The 20,513-nt window shown below is 44.3% G+C and carries 16 protein-coding genes; 6 read left to right on the top strand and 10 right to left on the bottom strand.

What is annotated here, in order from left to right:
* The first annotated feature begins 3 nt into the window (after window positions 1-3).
* From FGT79_RS03030 to FGT79_RS03020, 3 genes are read left to right on the top strand one after another with little or no spacing between them, the layout of a single operon-like run.
* Window positions 4-813: an ABC transporter ATP-binding protein gene (locus tag FGT79_RS03030; protein ID WP_138751306.1), complete on the top strand. Its 810-nt coding sequence runs from the start codon at window positions 4-6 to the stop codon at window positions 811-813.
* A complete protein-coding gene (locus FGT79_RS03025; RefSeq protein ID WP_138751305.1) occupies window positions 810-1,592 on the top strand; it encodes an ABC transporter ATP-binding protein in 783 nt (260 codons plus the stop codon). The genes FGT79_RS03030 and FGT79_RS03025 overlap by 4 nt, the downstream gene beginning before the upstream one ends.
* Window positions 1,589-2,908 carry an MATE family efflux transporter gene (locus tag FGT79_RS03020; protein WP_138751304.1) on the top strand — a complete coding sequence of 440 codons (1,320 nt, stop codon included), beginning with the start codon at window positions 1,589-1,591 and terminating at the stop codon, window positions 2,906-2,908. Before FGT79_RS03025 ends, FGT79_RS03020 begins: the two co-directional genes overlap by 4 nt.
* 202 nt (window positions 2,909-3,110) lie before the next feature.
* Here FGT79_RS03020 and FGT79_RS03015 read toward each other — a convergent pair whose 3' ends face one another.
* From FGT79_RS03015 to modA, 3 genes are all read right to left on the bottom strand, one after another.
* Entirely contained in the window at window positions 3,111-4,610 is a 1,500-nt protein-coding gene (locus FGT79_RS03015; protein ID WP_138751303.1) for a malate:quinone oxidoreductase, read from the bottom strand.
* 274 nt (window positions 4,611-4,884) lie between these two features.
* Complete coding sequence (gene modB / locus FGT79_RS03010) at window positions 4,885-5,553, bottom strand: molybdate ABC transporter permease subunit (protein WP_138751302.1); 669 nt, start codon at window positions 5,551-5,553, stop codon at window positions 4,885-4,887.
* A gap of 2 nt (window positions 5,554-5,555) precedes the next feature.
* Complete coding sequence (gene modA / locus FGT79_RS03005) at window positions 5,556-6,419, bottom strand: molybdate ABC transporter substrate-binding protein (protein ID WP_138751301.1); 864 nt, start codon at window positions 6,417-6,419, stop codon at window positions 5,556-5,558.
* 163 nt (window positions 6,420-6,582) lie between these two features.
* Between modA and FGT79_RS03000 the strand changes: the two genes are divergently transcribed.
* Entirely contained in the window at window positions 6,583-7,533 is a 951-nt protein-coding gene (locus FGT79_RS03000) for a helix-turn-helix transcriptional regulator (protein ID WP_138751300.1), read from the top strand.
* 89 nt (window positions 7,534-7,622) lie between these two features.
* Here FGT79_RS03000 and FGT79_RS02995 read toward each other — a convergent pair whose 3' ends face one another.
* Window positions 7,623-8,318: a type 1 glutamine amidotransferase gene (locus FGT79_RS02995; RefSeq protein WP_138751299.1), complete on the bottom strand. Its 696-nt coding sequence runs from the start codon at window positions 8,316-8,318 to the stop codon at window positions 7,623-7,625.
* A 223-nt stretch (window positions 8,319-8,541) separates the two neighbouring features.
* Window positions 8,542-8,955, bottom strand: a complete 414-nt coding sequence (locus FGT79_RS02990) for a MarR family winged helix-turn-helix transcriptional regulator (protein WP_138751298.1) — start codon at window positions 8,953-8,955, stop codon at window positions 8,542-8,544.
* A 315-nt stretch (window positions 8,956-9,270) separates the two neighbouring features.
* Here FGT79_RS02990 and FGT79_RS02985 point away from each other — a divergent pair, with 315 nt between their 5' ends.
* Window positions 9,271-13,509: a sulfite reductase subunit alpha gene (locus tag FGT79_RS02985; protein WP_138751297.1), complete on the top strand. Its 4,239-nt coding sequence runs from the start codon at window positions 9,271-9,273 to the stop codon at window positions 13,507-13,509.
* A gap of 109 nt (window positions 13,510-13,618) precedes the next feature.
* Here FGT79_RS02985 and FGT79_RS02980 read toward each other — a convergent pair whose 3' ends face one another.
* Together FGT79_RS02980 and FGT79_RS02975 are read right to left on the bottom strand one after the other, a co-directional pair.
* Complete coding sequence (locus tag FGT79_RS02980) at window positions 13,619-13,867, bottom strand: hypothetical protein (protein ID WP_138751296.1); 249 nt, start codon at window positions 13,865-13,867, stop codon at window positions 13,619-13,621.
* Between the two features lie 239 nt (window positions 13,868-14,106).
* Complete coding sequence (locus tag FGT79_RS02975; protein ID WP_138751295.1) at window positions 14,107-15,048, bottom strand: ketopantoate reductase family protein; 942 nt, start codon at window positions 15,046-15,048, stop codon at window positions 14,107-14,109.
* Window positions 15,049-15,212: 164 nt separating this feature from the next.
* Between FGT79_RS02975 and FGT79_RS02970 the strand changes: the two genes are divergently transcribed.
* The gene (locus tag FGT79_RS02970) at window positions 15,213-15,779 is read left to right on the top strand and encodes a TetR/AcrR family transcriptional regulator (protein WP_138751294.1); all 567 of its coding nucleotides are present in this window, start codon (window positions 15,213-15,215) and stop codon (window positions 15,777-15,779) included.
* A 117-nt stretch (window positions 15,780-15,896) separates the two neighbouring features.
* On the opposite strand, the gene FGT79_RS02965 is transcribed toward FGT79_RS02970, so the two are convergent.
* The 3 genes from FGT79_RS02965 to FGT79_RS02955 form a co-directional block, all read right to left on the bottom strand.
* Complete coding sequence (locus tag FGT79_RS02965) at window positions 15,897-17,027, bottom strand: beta propeller repeat protein (RefSeq protein ID WP_138751293.1); 1,131 nt, start codon at window positions 17,025-17,027, stop codon at window positions 15,897-15,899.
* A 156-nt stretch (window positions 17,028-17,183) separates the two neighbouring features.
* Window positions 17,184-19,472: a 5-methyltetrahydropteroyltriglutamate--homocysteine S-methyltransferase gene (gene metE / locus FGT79_RS02960; RefSeq protein ID WP_138751292.1), complete on the bottom strand. Its 2,289-nt coding sequence runs from the start codon at window positions 19,470-19,472 to the stop codon at window positions 17,184-17,186.
* A 109-nt stretch (window positions 19,473-19,581) separates the two neighbouring features.
* Window positions 19,582-20,484, bottom strand: coding sequence for a LysR family transcriptional regulator (locus FGT79_RS02955; RefSeq protein ID WP_138751291.1), 903 nt, complete (start codon window positions 20,482-20,484; stop codon window positions 19,582-19,584).
* Window positions 20,485-20,513: the final 29 nt, after the last annotated feature.

Raw genomic sequence — 20,513 nt, 5'->3', positions numbered from 1 at the left:
CACATGCTAAGTATTCATAATCTCATCGTCGACTCTAGCCGCGATAAGTTAGTAAGAGGTATTAGCTTGGAGCTACAAGCAGGTGGATGGCTCGCCTTGGCTGGCGAAAGCGGCAGCGGCAAAAGCTTAACAGCTGCTTCCATAGGCGGATTACTATCAAAAGAACTTAAACAAAGCGGGATCATCAGTTGGCAAGGTACGGATCTAGCTGATCTATCTCCATCACGTAAGCGGCAATTTCTTGGGAAGGAAATCAGTTATATTTTCCAAGATTATCAGGGAGCTTTCACGCCCTTCATGACGATTGGGAAGCAGCTTGATGAGCAGCTTCTTACGCATACTGCACTCAATCGTACGCAAAGACGAGTATTGTCCATTGAAGCATTAGTTAACGTCAGTCTATCTGGTGAACGGGTTTATGGAAGCTACCCCTCTGAGCTAAGCGGAGGGCAATTACAGCGAGCGGCAATTGCTTCCGCACTCATCTTGAATCCAGCATTAATGATTGCCGATGAGCCAACGACTGCGCTTGATAGTCTAACCGCACATAAGGTTTTAACCTATATTTCAAAGGCGAGAGCAAGACGTGACATGTCAGTCTTATGGATCACGCATGATCTGAGACATGTGCGGCGATACGCAGATCATGTGGCTATTATGCTCAAAGGTGAGATTGTGGAACAAGGAGCTGTCGATCAAGTGTTGAACGCCCCTGCCCATTCGTACACACAGCAATTGATTGCGGCGATTCCTCCGCTCTCTCCGCATGTTCCAAGAAGGCTCGGACTACCAGAAGGAGTACATGAAACATGACACACAACACGATCGTCCATGTGATGAACTTGCATAAATGTTATTCCACTGAGCAACCCGTTCTTCATCATATATCTTTCGATCTCAAGAAGGGCGAATGTCTTGGTATTGTAGGAGAAAGCGGCAGCGGCAAGAGTACGCTGGCACGCTGTCTTCTTTCGCTTATAGAATGGCAGCAAGGACAGATTTACTTTGAAGGCCTTGGGCTGAAGAACCTTGCGCCTAAACAGCTACGGAAGGTGCGAGCACGTATGGGTGCTGTCTTCCAGAATGCTTCAACTGCATTGAATCCAAGCGTACGCATAATAGATTCTTTGATGGAGCCGCTTGATGAACATAAAGGATATACGCCTTCCTTCCTCGCACAGGACAGCTGGCTTGGTAGGATAGGCATTGCGGAGAAACTTCTTGCGCTTGTTGGATTGCCAGAAAAGTATTTGTTCAAATACCCGCATGAGCTTAGCGGTGGTGAGAAGCAACGCGTTACGATTGCTAGGGCCATCAGTACAGAGCCTGCTTTCATCGTGCTTGATGAACCTACAGCAAGTTTGGATGTGACGACTCAAGCCATCATCCTTAATCTGCTAAAGGATCTGAAGGAAAGTCTTAGCCTATCGTATCTATTTATTTCCCACGACCTTGCGGCTGTCCATTTCATGAGTGATCGCATCATCGTCATGAAGAATGGTCATATTGTCGATCAGTTCGGAGTAGAACAAATCTTTAGCGATGAGCGTCATTCCTATACGAAGCAATTGCTGCAGGTATTCGCAGGATGAGAGAAATTTCACACAAAGCTTATCTGATGCTGAGTATTCCTTTAATCATCTCCACGATTACAACACCACTGCTTGGTGCTGTGGATACAGCGGTCGTCGGCCATTTGTTTGATCCTGCTTATTTGGGAGGAACGGCAATTGCCATATTAATATTTAACACGATCTATTGGCTATTCGGATTTCTTCGCGTCAGCACTTCTGGCTTCGCAGCTCAAGCACGAGGAAAAGAAAATCTTTCAGAAGGAGTATCCGAGTTAGTTCGTCCTCTGCTTGTTGCAGGACTTATCGGAATCGTCCTAATCGCTCTTCAGATGCCTATCCTGGAATCTTCACTTTCTCTAATAAAACCTGACGCTGATGTAGCGAAATGGGCAGCTGTCTATTTCTACGTCCGGATCTGGGGAGCTCCACTTACGCTCATGAATTATGTATTGCTTGGCTGGTTGATGGGAATGAAACATATTAAATATACACTCATCACACAGATCTCCATGAATGTACTGAATATCATTTTCTGTTTGTTGCTTGTGCAGTTCTTCCACTTAGGAGTTGGCGGAGTTGCTGTGGCTACTCTTCTTGCTGAAGCTATCGCCTTTTTGCTAGGCGTTCTGCTTGTTATGCGTTCACCGTATATGAGCTTAACTTCTCTGCGTTTGAGAGGACAATTCAAAATTGTAGATATGCAGGGAATGTTTCGTGCCAATGGGGATTTGTTCATTAGAACGCTTTGCTTACTGGCTATGTTTAATCTTTTTACTGCACGCAGCACTTCGTTCGGTACGGAAGTATTGGCCGCGAATACGATACTGCTGCAAGTTCATTATTTAATGGCTTATTGCTTCGATGGCTTGGCTAATGCGAGCAGTATATATGCCGGGCAAGCAAAAGGATCAGGAAGCCGCAAGCAGCTATCACGAACCATCTATTTATCCTTCATCTGGGGAGGAATTGCTTCTATTGTATTGGCAGTCGTGTACCTGTTGACAAAAGGAGCATTACTCTCGTTATTCACTGACAACGAATTGATCAAACAACTGGCTGTTCAATTCGATGGATGGCTTACGCTATTCCCGATTGTCACTGGATTTGGTCTCGTATTCTATGGTGTTTTCACGGGAATTACGAAAACGGCCCCTATCCGCAATTCGATGCTGCTCTCGCTTGCTGCCTTCTTCATTAGTCTGCCGATCTTGGTTCCCGCCTATGGGAACAATGGTCTGTGGATTGCTTTTCTTATATTTGGTTTGGGTCGTACGATTTTTCTGCTGATGTACATTCCTACGTTGATCAGAGACCCTGTCCTGAAGCAAAAGTAATGAGTCCCTCCGGTCACTTCATACTGAAAAGCGTTTGTTCCAATTATGATTGATGGAGCGACGCTTTTTTATGTCCAGCAAATCAAATAAGAAGACAACAAAAAGAACCTTTAATCTATAGCTAGATCAAAGATTCTATTATTTAATATGAATAATTGAGTATAAATTACGGATTAATCAGGTTCATTCCTTCAATGAATAGCTAAGTGTAAGCAAGCTCTTTCTTGCTTAGACCAAGTGATGCTGCTGTTGAAGCATGAATTTCTTGCAGTAGCTCAGGGTTTTCCATCAATGACAAGCCATATGAAGGAATCATTTCCTTGATTTTCGGCTCCCATTCTTTAATATGCTGCGGGAAGCATTTGTTCATCACGTCAAGCATGACATGAACGGCAGTAGAAGCACCTGGAGATGCGCCCAGTAGTGCGGCAATCGAACCATCAGAGGCACTGATTACTTCCGTTCCGAATTGGAGCGTTCCTTTGCCGCCAGCTACCGTATCTTTTATGACTTGAACACGCTGGCCTGCTGCTACAAGATCCCAATCCTCGATTCGGGCATTCGGGATAAATTCACGTAGTTCTTCAATACGCTTCTCTTTGGATAACAGAACTTGCTCAATCAGATATTTCGTTAATGACATGTTTTTTGCACCTGCTGAGAGCATCGTAACGAGATTATCCGGTTTCACGGAAGTAATTAAATCAAACATAGATCCTGTCTTCAAAAACTTCGGAGAGAATCCGGCAAACGGACCGAATAACAATGATTTTTTATTATCAATGAATCGGGTGTCCAGATGCGGAACCGACATAGGCGGAGCTCCGACCTTCGCTTTTCCATATACCTTTGCATGGTGCTGAGCTACAACCTCTGGATTATTACATACCATGAAGATTCCGCTTACTGGGAAGCCGCCAATATGTTTTCCTTCAGGAATTCCGGATTTTTGCAGCAAGTGCAGGCTTCCGCCTCCGCCTCCGATAAAGACGAATTTCGCAGTGTGGCGTTCAACGTTTCCGCTGCCGTTCCGAACTTTTAATTCCCAAGCGCCATCGCTGGTACGGTTCATATTATCAACGCTGTGTTTGTATTGGATGTTGACGTTTTTTCTTTTTAAGTGATCAAATAAAACGCGCGTCAAAGCTCCAAAATTAACATCCGTGCCGGTGTCAATTTTGGTTGCCGCTATTGGATCATTCGATGAACGATCTTGAATAATAAGTGGAATCCATTCTTTCAGCTTCTCGAGATTATCGGAAAACTCCATCCCTTGAAACAATGGGTTACTCGTCATCGCTTCGAAACGCTTCTTCAGAAACGAAACATTTTGCTTTCCTTGAACCATACTCATATGCGGCAATGGCATAATAAAATCCTGCGGATTACGAATCAGCTTGCTGTCGACAAGATAAGACCAAAACTGCATGGAAAGCTGAAATTGTTCATTGATTTGGATTGCTTTGCTAATATCCACCGATCCGTCTGGTTTTTCGGTTGTGTAGTTAAGCTCGCATAATGCAGCATGCCCTGTCCCTGCATTATTCCATTCGTTAGAGCTTTCCTCTCCCGCACTATCAAGCTTCTCGAACACTTTAATTTCCCATTCCGGTACTAATTCCTTCAAGAGTGTCCCTAAAGTCGCACTCATGATTCCGGCACCAATTAAGATGACGTCTGTCTTCGTTTCACTGTTGCTCATTATTACCATCCTTATACCCTGATATTTGCAGATAGCATGCAGGCGTTCATGCTTAGGCATTACCTAAGCTCAGGCGTGGACGTATCACACACCTATTCTGTTTTGTCACAACGATTCAATTGTACATGTCAATTATTTCTAGAATGAATCAGCTTCTTTTATCAGATAATTATAAGCTATTTACATGCTGGTGAAAAGTGAGAAATCCGCCCACAGTAATCATCGTATAGTGATGTGAAAAAAACCGCCAAATTGGCGGTTTTCTACTAGCAGATCATAATGATCTGCTTCGGCTAATAAAGAGCAATGCAAAGGAAATGACGACAATAGCGATTGTCCATGCCCAAGCCATCGAGGCATTGCCTGAATCAACCGCAACATAGATGGCAGTAGGAATCGTCTGTGTTCTTCCAGGTATATTACCGGCAATCATAAGTGTTGCTCCGAACTCCCCTAGGCCTCTCGCAAAGCCTAGAATGTAAGCGGTAGTTAAGGAGCGGAAAGCGAGCGGCAAAGTGATGTAGCGGAATACCGCCCACTCACTTGCTCCCATCGAACGTCCTGCATCTTCCAAATTCCGGTCAACAGAAGCGAAACCGACCTTCATGGTTTGATATACGAGTGGGAACGATACCACTATCGCTGCAATGACGGCAGCCCACCAGGAGAAGACGATTGGTGCATGGAATAACCATTCTATCCATTCCCCAATCCAGCTTCTCCTCCCCAGCAGCACGAGCAATAGAAAACCAACAACCGTTGGCGGCAGTACTAACGGCAGCATGAAAAGTGTTTCAAGTGCTGTTTTGCCTTTGAAGCTTCGCTTTGCCATCCACCATGCGGCCGCTACACCAATGATAAGAACAACGATGCTGGATAATAACGCTACCTGTAAGGAAAGTCGGATTGGCAACGAAAAGTCTTGCCAGTTTATAGCTGCCACGATTAGTTAGGAACAGTGAAGCCGTATTTCACAAATACGTCCAGCGCTTCTTGCGTTTGCAGATAGGTATAGAATTGCTCGGCTTCTTGACTATGTTTAGTTGCTTTCACAATTCCGATTGGATACTGAATCGCTTTGTAACTCGCTTGGTCAACGGTAAAAGCGATTTTGACTTTATCAGAAGTTAGCGCATCCGTCTTGTAGACGAAGCCTGCATCGGCATTGCCGGTTTCAACATATTGCAATACTTGTCTTACATCTTTGCCTTGTACGGATTTGGTTTGCAAGGAGTCCCATAGGTTGGCGCTTGTCAATGCTTCCTTGGCATAATTGCCTGCTGGTACACTCTCTGGTATACCGATTGCGACTGTTTTCACTTCCGCTTTCGATAGGTCAGCTATTGCACCGATTGCTGCAGCAGAATCTGCTGGTACAACGACAACAAGTTCATTATTCAACAGATTAACTTGCTGAGCAGAATCAATAAGCTGCTTGTCCACAAGTGCAGTCATGTTCTTAACAGCTGCTGAGAGGAACAAATCGGCAGGTGCCCCTTGTTCAATCTGCTGCTGAAGCGCTCCGGATGCACCGAAGTTAAAGCTCAGCTTTATGTTTGTGTTAGCCGCTTCATACGTTTTCTGCAACTCGGTCAAGGCATCCTTCATGCTTGCTGCTGCAGAAATGATAAGCTCAACCGTTTCGGCCGGTTGTTCTGTCGGCTGCTCGGTCGGTGCAGCTGTGCTTTCAACCGGTGCATTTGTGCTTGCGTTTGTTTTCGTATTTTCTGCTGTACCGCAACCTGCGAATACGAGCATCATAGCTAACGCAATAGATAAGAACATATAACCTTTAATCTTCTTGAACATCAAATAGCCTCCTAGTTTAATATTAAATATATTCAAATATATCTAAATCATATTATATGGAATATAACCTCAATGTAAATGCAATTAACAAAACGTACACATCCTACTATGGTACAATGAAAAGGTTAGCCCTACTGAAATTCAGCATAAAAGGAGGAGCATCATGACCGGCGATGTCTCGTACACGACTGAAGATATTGCAAGGCTTCTACAAATTTCAAAACTTACGGTGTATGATCTTATAAAAAAAGGTGAATTGCCCTCATACCGAGTTGGTAAGCAAATGCGTGTCGACCCTGCGGATCTCGAAGCTTATAAACAAAAAGCCAAAGGCGTGCATGTAACGGAGAACAAGGTGATTATGGAACAGCCTCTGCGTACAAGCTCTCCGACTCAAGGTACAGGTCTAAAGCCAATCGTTATAACAGGACAAGATCTTAGTCTTGACATTCTAGCGAAATATTTGGAGCTGAATACCGATGGCATTCGTCCGCTGCGAGCCTATGTGGGAAGTCTTGACAGTTTGATCTCCATGTATCGCGGAGAATCTGATATTGTAAGTACACATTTGCTAGATGGTGATACTGGTGAATACAATCTGCCATATATCAAAGCACTTCTCGTAGGTTCCTCCTACATCGTCGTCAACTTGCTCTCTAGAAATGCAGGAATGTACGTACAGAAAGGCAATCCCCTGTCGATGAAAGGCTGGTCGGATTTAAGCACCCAAGGCTTGCGAATCGTTAACCGTGAGAAAGGCGCTGGTGCGCGCGTATTACTCGATGAGCAGCTGCGGCTGCACGGAATCAAAGCCAGTGCGCTAGTAGGCTATGATTTCATACAAAGCAACCATCTAGGTGTAGCTTCGAAAGTCGCGTCGGGTGCTGCAGACGTTGGCATAGGCGTTGAGAAAGCAGCATCAATCGTTGGGAATGTAGACTTTATACCCTTAATTGAAGAACGCTATGATCTCGTCATGCTCAAAACCGAAACCAACCAGGCATGGATCACTTCACTGCTGCAAATTCTACGTTCAGACGCTTTTAGAAATGAGCTGCAATCCATTACAGGCTATGATTTAACCCGAACGGGAGAAATCTTAATGGAAACCTAGCATATGGCTGGACGATAAGATTAAAGAGTAGTTTACGAATTGTTTTATTCCGGAAGCTGCTCTTTATTGTCTCCTTAACCTTATCTGCTTCAAGCTCTTGCTTCCAGGCGGTCCAGAAACTGCTCCAACAACGCCTGTGTATTCTCGCACTCTGAAAGTGCAAGCATAGATGATTCAACTTGCTGAACAAAGGGTGATTGTTCCAAATCATCCCTGCAATGCTCCACAATACTTCTAATATTGTCCTCCCTCATTTCAAGGTGGAACTGAAAGCCAAACACATTATCGCCATAGCTAAATGCTTGATTCTTACAGGCAATACTTGAAGCCAGCAGCTTAGCACCAGCGGGCAAATCGAAGGTCTCTCCGTGCCAGTGAAATACAACAGCTTCGTCTGGGAATGCTTGAAAAAGTGAATTTTCCTTATCATCGTGAAACCAACGAATAGGAAACCAACCAATTTCTTTATGCTCATTCGGATAAACGCTAGCTCCAAGTGTTTCAGCAAGCAATTGTGCTCCCAAGCATATGCCAATAATCGGTTTGCCGTTTCGAATAGCGGATGCCAAGTATTCTTTTTCCGCTTTTAGCCAGGAATGCTCCTTCTCATCGTTAACACTCATCGGCCCTCCTAGCAGCACGAGCCAGTCCCAAGTATCTGCTGTTGGAAGAGCATCACTTGCAAATAACTGTGATACCTCGAAAATATGTCCGCGCGTTTGTGCCCAAGCTGCAATACTTCCTGCGTTCTCAAATGCGGCATGTTGGAAACAGCGTATTCGCATTTCACCCTCCCTTCTTTTCTAAAACATACTAAAAACGTCTAAACCACATCATCCTTCATCAATATATATCGTTTAACGATACAAATCAATATAAATATGTTAGTTTATATGACATTATATTTTCCCGTATCTCTCTTTCTCAATAAAAAAAGTCCTCTTCTCCATGAGAAAAGAACTTTTTACGATGAAGATTTAACAAATCAGTAATGCTTTTCGTCAGCCTTCAGTTTAAACGCGTCATATCATGCTGGAAATCGAGCAGGCCTGCCCTCTTCAGCTCTTCAGCATGAATCTCAGATAATTCCTCCAGCAGCTCCATTCCGTAAGCTGTCACCTGTATAAACACACTTCGCTTATCCAGAGGATTAGGCATTCGTTCTACTAGTTTAAATTCTTCACAACGTTTAATAAGTTCTCCACATGCATGAGGAGTAAGCTGCAGTCGCTCTGCCAGCTCTTTCGGCGTAGCATGCTCCCTGCCAGGAAATCCCATAATCGCTAGCATTAGCTGATGATATTGAGGTGTAAGTCCTTTACTTCTGGCTGCGTCCTCACTAAAACGAATAAATTTTCGAATCCGATATCGAAAGGAAGCAAGCTCTTCATAAATGTGTTTGGGTAATCGTCTGTTTGCCATATCCTGCTCCTTGTCTACCATGTTTGATTCTAGTTTAAAGGATTGATGCTTGCGTCACAATGGAAACATCTCTAAGAATTTATTTAGCGCAAGCTATATTTGTTAGGATATATAACGTATCATCTGATTTTTTTAAAATAATTAAAAATGCAAGCGCTTCTATGTAATTAAACCTTACATTCATGTATTGACTTAGATCGTTTCGCGATATATATTTGAGCATATCCAGTTATAACTAGTGTTTAAAACCTGTTAAGAATAGTTGTTTTTCGGAATAATGCCTTGCATATACAACGATGTTGGTGGTGAATCTTTATGACAACCAGAACTGTAAAAAGCGTCTGCCCTTATTGCGGAGTAGGATGCGGCATCGTACTCGAAGTAGCTGACAATCGTGTTGTCAAAGTAACGGGGGATAAAGAGCATCCAACCAATCACGGCAGATTGTGTACGAAGGGAAATACTTGTGCCGAAGCGATTACGGAGTCAGGTCGAATGGAATATGCCTACATGCGTCCCATTCGCAAAGGAATTGCGGAACAAATGCCCATCGATAAAGCGATCAGCCGGGCAGCTAAGCAGCTCCGCTCGATTCTGGATAAGCATGGTCCAGATGCTCTCTCCTTTTATGTATCAGGGCAGATGTCGCTCGAATCGCAGTACCTCATTAACAAATTAGCCAAGGGTTACGTAGGAACCAACAATATTGAATCCAATTCTCGTCTATGTATGGCAAGCGCAGGAAGCGGCTATAAGCTATCTCTCGGCGCCGATGGTCCTCCCGGCTCCTATAAGGATTTGGATCAATGTGATCTATTCTTTGTAATAGGTGCCAATATGGCTGATTGCCACCCTATCCTGTTTCTAAGGTTAATGGACCGAATAAAGGCAGGTGCAAAGCTAATTGTTGTAGATCCTCGTAGAAATGCAACGGCAGATAAAGCTTCGCTTTTCATGCAGATTAAGCCAGGTACCGATCTAGCGCTTCTAAACGGTCTGCTCTATCTGTTGCTGAAGAATAAGGATGTCGATGATGCATTTATTCAAGAGTTCACTTCCGGCTGGGAAGCTATGCCTGAATTTCTGGAAGACTATTCACCTGACAAAATGTCTGAGATTACAGGCATCCCTGAGGCGGATATTAGGCAAACTGCAGAATGGATTGGAGCAGCTCCCAATTGGATGAGCTGCTGGACGATGGGATTGAACCAAAGCACGCACGGAACATGGCATACGAATGCGATCTGCAACCTTCATCTTGCAACGGGAAAAATATGCAAGCCAGGCAGCGGCCCCTTCTCCCTTACTGGTCAACCCAATGCAATGGGCGGGCGCGAGATGGGCTATATGGGCCCAGGCTTGCCTGGTCAACGTTCGGTTTTCATAGAGAAGGAAAGGTTTTTTATAGAAGATATGTGGAAGCTGCCACGGGGCACACTCCGAACAGAAGTAGGGACAGGTACGGTAACGATGTTTGAGAGCATGATGGCCGGCGACATTAAAGCTTGCTGGATCATTTGTACAAACCCGGTAGCGACGGTTCCCAATCGGAGGAATGTTATTGCAGGTCTAGAAGCTGCTGAACTCGTTATTACCCAAGATGCCTTCTTCCAGACCGAAACGAACGAGTACGCGGACATTATGCTTCCGGGGGCGTTATGGTCAGAGGCTGAAGGCGTTATGATCAACTCCGAACGGAACTTAACCTTAATGCAGCAAGCTGTAAGTCCTCCAGGCGAGGTGCTTCCTGATTGGCAGATCATTGCTCGCGTTGCTTGTGAAATGGGCTATTCCGAAGCGTTCACCTATAGCTCTGCCGAGGAGATATATCGAGAGATCCAACAGGCGTGGAATCCTAAGACCGGATACGATATTCGCGGCGCTTCCTATGAGCGGCTTCGCAACACCTCAATGCAGTGGCCCTGTGCACCTGAGCAAACAGACGATCGTAATCCTATTCGTTATTTGAACAATGGAATCAGCCAAACATTGAAAGTGAATGAAGATGGCAGCCGTCCACGTATCGTTTTCCCTACGGAGAGCGGCAAAGGTATATTTCTTGCAAGACCTGATATGCCTCCTGCTGAGCTGCCTGATAAGGACTATCCTCTTATCTTGAATACAGGGCGTCTGCAGCATCAGTGGCACACCATGACGAAAACAGGGAAAATTGCTAAGCTGAACAAGCTCAATCCTGGTCCATTTATTGAAATACATCCAGAAGATGCTTTTATCCTCGGCATTAAACAAGATAATCAGGTGGAAATTCATTCTAGACGTGGTCTTGCGATATTGCCGGCAGTCGTCACGGACCGGGTTCGTCCTGGCAATTGCTTTGCACCTTTTCATTGGAATGATGTGTTCGGCAAAAACTTAGTGATTAACGATGTAACGAATGACGCTATTGATCCAATTTCCTTTCAGCCTGAATTTAAGTTTTGTGCCGTGTCACTTATTCGTGTTGCCGCCCCAATAGAGGAACTTGACAAACATCCCGTCTATAACGGCACTAATACATTTGATTCCATGTCAGATTACGCAAGAGACGAAGTTAAGGAGGAAGTTTATATGGCCAAAGTTGATACACTTGCCAGCATGCTCGGTATCGAATCAGCTTCAACAATGACACTGGACACGCATGAGAAAATTTATATTACAGGTTTCATAGCTAGCTTGCGAACGGATGAATTAAGACCAGTAGCTACTGTGCCAGTTCTTCCGCCTTCTGCGCCGCTTGAGATGTCGAAACGCTACTGGCTTGACGGCATGCTTGCAGGTATGTTCTCCCGGACATATTTGCCAGAATCACACGGATTGCTTTCTTCTGTCTCTACTTCAATTGCGACACTCGAGCCTCCTTCTTCATCGGATATAGAAGACAGTTCAAGCACGCAGCGTGTAACTGTTCTTTGGGCTTCGCAAACGGGCAATGCGGAGGATGCCGCTCTTCTATTTGCCAAAAAACTAGAAACATCTGGTTACGAAGTGCATTTATCTAATATGGACAGCTATTCGATTAAAGGACTTGCTTCAGAGAAGCTTGTTATATGTATAGCAAGCACTTTCGGTGCTGGTGATCCGCCTGATAATGGCTCCAGCTTCTGGCAAGCCTTGTCAGCGGGAAGCTTCCCTCTACTGCCAGAGCTCCAGTTTTCTGTTCTTGGTTTCGGTGACTCTAATTACGATCTATTCTGCGGATTCGGTCAAATTCTTGATGCTCGACTTGAAGAGCTCGGTGGCAAACGGCTTGTCGCGCGCGCAGATTGCGATACCGATTCCGAAGAAACTTTAGATAAGTGGTCCACTTCAATTGAGAAAGCGTTAGATGATTATAAACAAGCTGGTGCTGTCAAGGAAGCATCCTCTGGCACAAACGAGCTTGCTTATGCTGCTCAAACATCGGCTGCCGCGAAGGAAGCTGTCGTAGTGCCTGGTTCAGATCGGAACCATCCTCTCGCTGTGAGTCTCATTTCTAATAAACGACTCAGTAAAGACAGCTCCGAGAAAGAAACGCGGCATTATATATTCGATCTAAAAAATTCCGGGCTAAAGTATGAGGTTGGAGATGCATTGGGGGTATGGCCATCCAATTGTCCGTCGCTTGTAGAGGAAATGATAAATGCGACGAGCTTGAAGGCATCTGACATGGTCACCGTAAAGGATAAAGGTGAAATAACCCTTATTGAGGCACTAACCAAACATTATGATATTACTAGAATATCACCTGCCTTCCTGCAGACATTTCAAGAACGATCAAATAATGAAATGCTTCTTCGTCTTCTCCAAAGCGAGATTAGCGCAGAACTCAAAAATTGGCTATGGGGTCGCCAAATTATTGATGTACTTGAGGAATTTCCAATTGCTATTAGTCCAAATGATTTCCTTTCCATGTTAAAACCTATGCAGCCACGACTGTATTCCATCTCCTCCAGCTCAAAGGCTAATTCAAATGAGGTTCATATTACGGTATCCACCATACGTTATCAATTCAATGGCAAAGATCGAAAAGGTGTTTGCTCCGTCTTTCTTGCTGATCGTGCCGAGCAAGCATTGGAGGTTCCTGTATTTGTTCAAAGAACATCACACTTCCATCTTCCTACAAACCCTGATGCGCCATTGATTATGGTAGGTCCTGGAACAGGAGTCGGGCCGTTCAGAGGTTTTCTACAAGAGCGGAGATCAACAGGATCCCTTGGGAAAAATTGGCTCATATTCGGAGAGCAGAGATCTGAATCTGATTTTTATTTCCAAGAGGAGCTGGAGGATATGCAAAAAGATGGTGTCCTTCATCGCTTCGACACAGCCTTCTCTCGTGATCAGACATATAAAATATACGTTCAGCACCGCATGCTGGAAAACGGAGCAGAGCTATGGGCTTGGCTTCAGGAGGGCGCTCACTTCTATGTATGCGGAGATGCCAATCGCATGGCAAAGGATGTCGATGCCGCATTAAAGCAAGTCATCCAGCAGCACGGAGGAAAAAGCAGCGAAGAAGCTGATCAGTTTGTGAAGGAAATGTCACAAAACAAACGATATGCACGAGATGTATACTGAAGCTTAACGGGTCTTTAGAATCGATGTGTGGAAAATGAAAACAACCGACTATATTAGCTTAATCTGCTTATAGTTGGTTGTTCCTCTTTATCTGCTGAAATCACAGTATTCAAGTAATTCTAGCACCTTCGAATCGTGTAGCAAACCCGCTTACGATATCGCCATTCTCCCCATTGGCTCGTGCGAACACTTCAACTTCATCATAAGATTGCAATTGCACAATTCCTGCCGCATCGATAACGCCTATGCGAGGTGTGAAGTTTTCACGATCTGATATGCGAGGAATGCCATTAATTCGAATAACTACGTCTACTGCTACAGGAGTAAGTGTGATCGTCTCGATCATAAAGATAGCCATTATTGAATTAATACCGTTTTGTTTGGGACGAAACGTCGAAGTGGATGGGCTGTATTCATTGTTCATTTAATAGATACGATAGTGGCCTACACCGAATGAAAAAGGCTTAACCCAAGTTATCTTCATATCCATGCATCAAAAAAGAGACCAGGTTGTCCTGATCTCCCGCCTATTCACTAGACTCCTTCTCTTCTATTCAATTCATTCCTATACTGCAGTTTAATCGATCTATCGTTCATTTAATGTTTATTTGAATAAAACTTTGAAATCGCCTTATTTTCAAGTTCGTCCCAATGAGGTGTCGCGATGTTTAAAGGCTGCTTCAACTTACCAAACGAATCAAACAAAGCTGCAATTTCACTGAAGGAACCATCCACCCATTTCATAAACGGTAATTTATGAACGATTTTAAGAGCATAGTATACAGCTTTTTTGTGCTTTCGTATACTATTAACTTGACTTGCAGGAGTGATCGTATATCCTGATTTTTCGAGGATTTCAAACCCCTCATCCATAACGGATATGGCTTGCTTTAACAGCCTCTTGTCCTTGGATACTTTTTTTACATCACCGTTATGAAGAAAACCAATAGAGTTTAATGCGACTATAGGGACAATATGACTTTTCAGCCAAGCGTCCATATCTTCATGATAAGATAATTTATACTTCGCTTCCTTGAACACATGATCTAATAAAGGCTTGAATGGGATCTCTCCGTCTATACTGCCTAGCAGCATTTGTCCGCCTCCGCGTATGCAGATTACGCGGCCGCTCTCTTCTCGCGTTCCAGCGCTAATTTGAAATCCGAAGCCGACATTTTTTTTCACAATGCTTTTTTCCTGCAAAATACTTAGCATCCCATGGGCATCAGCATTATTGCCGACAAGAACAATGTTCTGACTCTGATTCTCAGCTAGAATAGGCAGCACGGCGGAGAAGTCATTGTATTTCATCACAACAAATATGAGATCATAATGATCATCTACTTGAAGCTCATGAATAACCTTTACTTGATCGATCGTGTTTTTAAGCTGAAAATAATGGCGAATAACAAGTCCATCTTGCTTCAATTGTTCGGCTCGCTTCCCTCTGGCAAGTACAGTGACATCATTTCCTCCGCGAATTAGCGCATGAGCCAAATAACTGCCTAATACTCCCATCCCGTACACTAATACTCTCATTAACATTCCCCTTAATCATTTTTTTGCACGATTGTTGAATTTTAATCACTTGTTGAATAAAATTAGGTTATCAGCATCACCAACTTGGTTCAATCGTTAGATGTGCCGGTTTTGTTGGTTTTTCAACAAAATGTAAAGTATTGATTAAAAAAAGGGGCGTCTCTATGGATAGAAGATCAAGAAAAAACCAAACAGCCATTATGAATGCATTAATTCAATTAATCGGAGAAAAAGATTTCGAAAAAATAACGATAAATGAAATCGCAGATCGAGCGGATGTTAATCGAGGCACCGTTTATTCGCATTACACAGACAAATATGATTTATTGGATAAGTGCCTCGAGACGGAGTTGTATCAATTGGTTGAAAGTTGCTCTGCAGTTGATGAAGAAGAGCCGTATCCAACTGAAAATTCTTTGCTCCGTACGCTTGAACAAATGGAGAAAAATGCTGTCTTTTATAAAAACTTATTAAGCAACAAAGGTATTCCTTCCTTTCGAAACCACATACAAGAAATGATGAATAAACAAATATTGGAACAACTCGTCGAAAACAATGCATGCATGGACGAGATGAGTAAAGAGATCGCGGTGCAATTTTTAAGTTCAGCGCTTGTCGGCGTAATTGAATGGTGGTTTACTCAAACCATGCCCTGTCCTGCAAAAGTAATAACTGAAAAATTATGGACAATGATAGAACTTAATCAGATGATTCTTCGCTCTCGAGCTTGAGAGATTGATAAAACGAACGGTTTGGGATCGGATTTCCGGGATCAAGCGGCTTCAAATAAAAGCCAAGCACGGAGGTCCAATCGGATCTCCGTGCTTGGCTTTTTCTCAAGTAGTCGGTTAGTTCTTAACCGGTATACTTACTTTTTTAGACCAGCTCTTACCTCCATCCGTCGTAGCATACACGGCTGGACTAGAAATGCTGGTATCGGCCATCCAGCCCTGATTGGGACTTGTGAATGAAATGATGCTCTCAAAGCCCTTAATCGGTTTTAGATTAGCCCACGTTTTACCTATATCTAGCGTGCGACCTACACCGATCTGCTCACCGGCTGGTGAGAAGCCGCCAAGAATAGCTGCGCCATCAACGAGTACTAAATTACTTGCATGACCGCCTGGTGATGCTGGCCCTTCTTTCACGATGCCTGCTGCACCGCCTGGCGCAGGTCCACCTCCTGCTGTAGCTTGGCTAATCACTTTCCGCCAGCTTGTACCGTTATCTGGAGAAGCATATAAGGAATAGGATTGTTGAGACATGCCAACTCCTCCATAAAATTTTGCCCATACCTGATTTCCGCTCGTATAAAGCTCACCACCGCTAACCTCACTTGATTTGACATTCAGCTTCGTCGTCCAGCTGTTTCCTCCATCTGTTGTACGCGAGAGCGTGTAGCCAAAGCCCGGGACAACGATTAATGCCCACCCCTGTTTCGTGTTTGCAAACTCTGCATAACGCGTGTTCGCCGGGGTATTAATTTGAGTCCAGTTCTTCCCGCCATTTGACGTTTTGTAAGCAAAAGCACGAGTATAACCAAATCCGTTCTTCGTATTAAGGAAGCGGATTCGCTCTAAGGCTATATTTCCAGTAGGCAGCTTCGTAAAAGTACTTCCGCCGTCAGTCGTTTGAATAAGGGCATTTGTGCCTCCAGCCTTTGATTTGGCGAGTGCCCACCCCGTCGTGTTCGATATGAAATCTAGCTGTGTGAATTGCCACGTTCCTTTATAGATGGATTGCCAAGTTGTGCCTGCATCAGAGGTACCGATCAGAAATCCATTGCCTGCAGCTCTCCCAGTCTTTTCGTTTAGAAATTCAATTTCACTGAAATGGAAGCTTGAGTCGCCTGCAGGCGTTCCACTGAACAAATCGGCGACAGCATCACTGCTTGCTGCTTGCGATACAGGAAGTGCCGCTGTTAAACCAATTACAAGAGCGGCGGCGGCGATTCCTGATTTCATTTTCCTATTTTTCATAAGCTATTCCTCCAAACTCTATGTTGTTTGTAAATCATATCTACCATAACTTACCCCGTAATGTCCTGATCGAATCCTATGGTTGGAAGCGCGCTTCTCTAGACAAAAAAAGCTGCCCAGCATCATAAATGACACTGAACAGCTCGTTAATTCTATTTATACCGATTGTGCATGTTTCGCGCGAGCAAGCTCAGTCGCTTCAACCATGTTTTTCAAGGAAGCAACCGTCTCCTCATAACCGCGAGTTTTAAGACCACAGTCTGGGTTGATCCAGAACAGCTTAGGATCAAGGACGCGTAGTGCACGATCAATCATGCTCGTCATTTCGTCTACATGTGGAACACGCGGACTATGAATATCGTAAACGCCTAGGCCTATGCCAAGCTTATACGTATTAAGCTCAAAGCTGTGGATCAGCTCGCCATGACTCCGTGATGTTTCGATTGAAATCACATCCGCATCCATATCTTCGATCGATCCGATCATGTCATGGAATTCACAATAGCACATATGCGTGTGGATTTGTGTTGTATCTTGAACGGTGCAAGTCGTCATGCGGAATGCTTTCACTGCCCATGCCAGGTAGTTCGCTTGATCTTCTTCTTTCAGTGGCAATCCTTCGCGAACAGCCGGCTCATCGACTTGAATCATGCCGATTCCTGCTTGCTCCAGCGCCTCTACCTCTTGACGAAGTGCATACGCCAGTTGATAAGCAATCTGCTCACGCGAAATATCATCTCGAACGAATGACCAGTTCATTATCGTAATCGGGCCAGTAAGCATACCTTTAACTGGGCGATTCGTTTTGGTTTGCGCATATTTCGTTTCTTCTACTGTCATAGCTTCTTCGAAAGCTACATCACCATAGATGATTGGCGGTTTCACGCAGCGTGATCCGTAAGATTGTACCCAGCCGAATTGTGTGAAAGCAAAGCCAGCAAGCTTCTCACCGAAAAACTCAACCATATCCGTACGCTCGAATTCGCCGTGCACAAGCACGTCCAATCCGATTTCTTCCTGAAGCTTGATCCAGATATCGATTTGGTCACGAATGAATTGATTGTATTGCTCATTATTCCATTCGCCTTTACGCCATTGTTGACGGGCTTTACGCACCTCTGCGGATTGTGGGAAGCTTCCGATTGTCGTAGTCGGGAAGATCGGCAACTGCCACTTCTGCTCTTGAACTGCATGACGCTTCTCGAATGGCAGGCTGCGAACAGGCTCTTGAACGCTAATGCCAGCTACTGCTTGTTGAATGTCATTGCGGTTGCGCTCGCCGGATTGCTTCAATGCTTGAACAGAACGTTCATTTGCCGCAAGTTCCTCTGCATATGTGTCAACGCCTTGAACGGCTGCTTTCGTAAGAAGTACAAGTTCATCGAGCTTCTCATCAGCAAAGGCAAGAGCATTCTTTAGCTCATCAGACAGCTTCTGCTCGTTGTTCACTGTTACTGGAACATGCAGCAGGCTGCTCGAAGATTGAATGATTAGCCGATCAGCAGCTACGACTTGAGTAATCTCGTTGATAAGTGCCAGCTTCTCGTTAAGCGAAGCTTTCCAGATGCCGCGTCCGTCAATAACGCCAGCGCCAAGCACCTTATCAGCTGGGAAGCCGGCATTTTGAAGGGAAGCTAGATTGGCGGACAAACCGTGTACGAAATCAAGGCCGATCCCTTTCACTGGCAACGCAACAATGCTCTTATAATCTTCTACAGATTCAAAGTACGTTTGCAGCATGATATTCAATGTCGGTACAGCTTCTGCAAAAGCAGCATAGATTCGGTTCAACCGCTGCAGATCCTCATCTGTTGTTTTCGTAACGAGAATAGGCTCATCGATTTGTACCCAAGCCACACCTTCAGCAGCAAGTTCCTTCAGAACTTGAACATAAAGCGGAACCAAACGATCAAGCCAAGAATCCGTCTCAGCTTTGTCATAGCCTTTGGAAAGCTTAAGGAAAGTAAGCGGTCCAACGAGAACCGGCTTTCCTTCAATGCCGAGTTTCTCTTTCGCTTCGCGGTAAGCTTGCAGCGGCTTGTTCTCCGTAAGCGCTGGAGCCGCTCCATCAAGCTCAGGAACGATATAATGGTAATTCGTATTGAACCATTTGGTCATTTCGCTAGCAGTTGCATCCTTCGTGCCGCGTGCAATGCCATAATACAGAGATAAAGGTACTACGCCGCCTTCATAGGCAAAGCGTTTCGGAATGATTCCGAACATGGTTGCTGTATCTAGAACATGATCGTAATAGCTGAAATCGTTCACTGCGATAAGGTCAATTCCCTTTTCTTGCTGCTTGCGCAGATGATTCAGACGAATGTCCTGCAACTGCTGAACAAAGTCCGCTTCTGCTAGTTTGCCTGCCCAGAATGCCTCCAACGCCTTTTTCCATTCTCTATCTGCACCAATACGCGGGTATCCTAATACACTACTTTTTGTCATATGGTAAGCTCCTCTGCAACTTGTTACTAAGAAGATAACACGGTTCCACTGATATAGTGTAACTGTATTAAACTATAGCTAGTTATAGCTGTTAGCTATATCAAGTTGTTTATGGAGATGTAGCTGTTATAAGCGCTTCGATATAAGCTGTTCCTAGCTTAGAGAGCGTCGCATGCTTCTGCGAAATCCAACCGACGTTAATCGTTTCTTCGCAATCCAGAGGTACAGGAATGATTTCGTTGCCGTTCAAATCCTTGCTTAGTACGCCTGTTGATATCGTATAGCCATTTAAGCCAATTAATAGATTGAATAGTGTTGCCCGATCATTCACACGAATACTTTTTTTATGCGACATCGTACTCAGAATTTCTTCTGAGAAATGAAAGGAGTTATATTCGCCTTGGTCAAAGGAAAGATAAGGATAATCCTGGAGTTGTTCAATCGATACGATGGATTGTTTAGCTAACGGGTTATTTATGCTGATAAAAATATGAGGTTTTGCCGTAAACAAGCTATTGAACTGTAAATTTGCTGTTTTGAGCAGCTTGTTGATGACCTTGCCATTGAATTCATTTAGATACAAAATGCCAATTTCACTGCGCATGCTTTTCACATCTTCAATGATTTCATAGGTTTTTGTCTCACGCAGCGTCAATTCATACTCATCATGGCCATATTCCCGTATTAAGCTAACGAATGCATTAACAGCGAACGCATAATGCTGTGTCGATACAGAGAAATGCTGAGGAGACGGCTTCGCATTCAAATACCGGCTCTCCAGCAGCTCTGCTTGCTCGACTACCTGCCTTGCATAGCTTAGAAATTCTACGCCTTCCTTCGATAAGGAAATTCCTTTATTGGAACGGTCGAAGATAGCTAGCTGCAGTTCCTCCTCCAGATCCTTTATAGCATTGGAGAGGCTTGGCTGCGAGATAAACAGCCGCTTCGCGGCTTCATTAATCGAGCCGCGATTGGCGACCTCAATTACATATTTCAATTGCTGTAGAGTCAATGCTTTGCTCCCTCCGTCTCTTTGGGTAT

Origin of the sequence: Paenibacillus sinopodophylli (assembly GCF_005930355.1) — a bacterium.
Lineage (GTDB): Bacteria > Bacillota > Bacilli > Paenibacillales > Paenibacillaceae > Pristimantibacillus > Pristimantibacillus sinopodophylli.
The sequence above is the reverse complement of the archived record's forward strand: the minus strand, read 5'-3'. Positions and strand labels throughout refer to the sequence as shown.

Bases quoted from the DNA above. Each gene is read 5' to 3' on its own strand.
- metE (WP_138751292.1), bottom strand. From the start codon at position 19,472: ATGACAAAAAGTAGTGTATTAGGATACCCGCGTATTGGTGCAGATAGA.
- FGT79_RS02970 (WP_138751294.1), top strand. From the start codon at position 15,213: ATGGATAGAAGATCAAGAAAAAACCAAACAGCCATTATGAATGCATTA.
- FGT79_RS02980 (WP_138751296.1), bottom strand. From the start codon at position 13,867: ATGGCTATCTTTATGATCGAGACGATCACACTTACTCCTGTAGCAGTA.
- FGT79_RS02965 (WP_138751293.1), bottom strand. From the start codon at position 17,027: ATGAAAAATAGGAAAATGAAATCAGGAATCGCCGCCGCCGCTCTTGTA.
- FGT79_RS03025 (WP_138751305.1), top strand. From the start codon at position 810: ATGACACACAACACGATCGTCCATGTGATGAACTTGCATAAATGTTAT.
- FGT79_RS02985 (WP_138751297.1), top strand. From the start codon at position 9,271: ATGACAACCAGAACTGTAAAAAGCGTCTGCCCTTATTGCGGAGTAGGA.
- FGT79_RS03020 (WP_138751304.1), top strand. From the start codon at position 1,589: ATGAGAGAAATTTCACACAAAGCTTATCTGATGCTGAGTATTCCTTTA.
- FGT79_RS02975 (WP_138751295.1), bottom strand. From the start codon at position 15,048: ATGAGAGTATTAGTGTACGGGATGGGAGTATTAGGCAGTTATTTGGCT.
- FGT79_RS02990 (WP_138751298.1), bottom strand. From the start codon at position 8,955: ATGGCAAACAGACGATTACCCAAACACATTTATGAAGAGCTTGCTTCC.
- FGT79_RS03000 (WP_138751300.1), top strand. From the start codon at position 6,583: ATGACCGGCGATGTCTCGTACACGACTGAAGATATTGCAAGGCTTCTA.
- FGT79_RS02995 (WP_138751299.1), bottom strand. From the start codon at position 8,318: ATGCGAATACGCTGTTTCCAACATGCCGCATTTGAGAACGCAGGAAGT.
- FGT79_RS03030 (WP_138751306.1), top strand. From the start codon at position 4: ATGCTAAGTATTCATAATCTCATCGTCGACTCTAGCCGCGATAAGTTA.
- modA (WP_138751301.1), bottom strand. From the start codon at position 6,419: ATGTTCAAGAAGATTAAAGGTTATATGTTCTTATCTATTGCGTTAGCT.
- FGT79_RS03015 (WP_138751303.1), bottom strand. From the start codon at position 4,610: ATGAGCAACAGTGAAACGAAGACAGACGTCATCTTAATTGGTGCCGGA.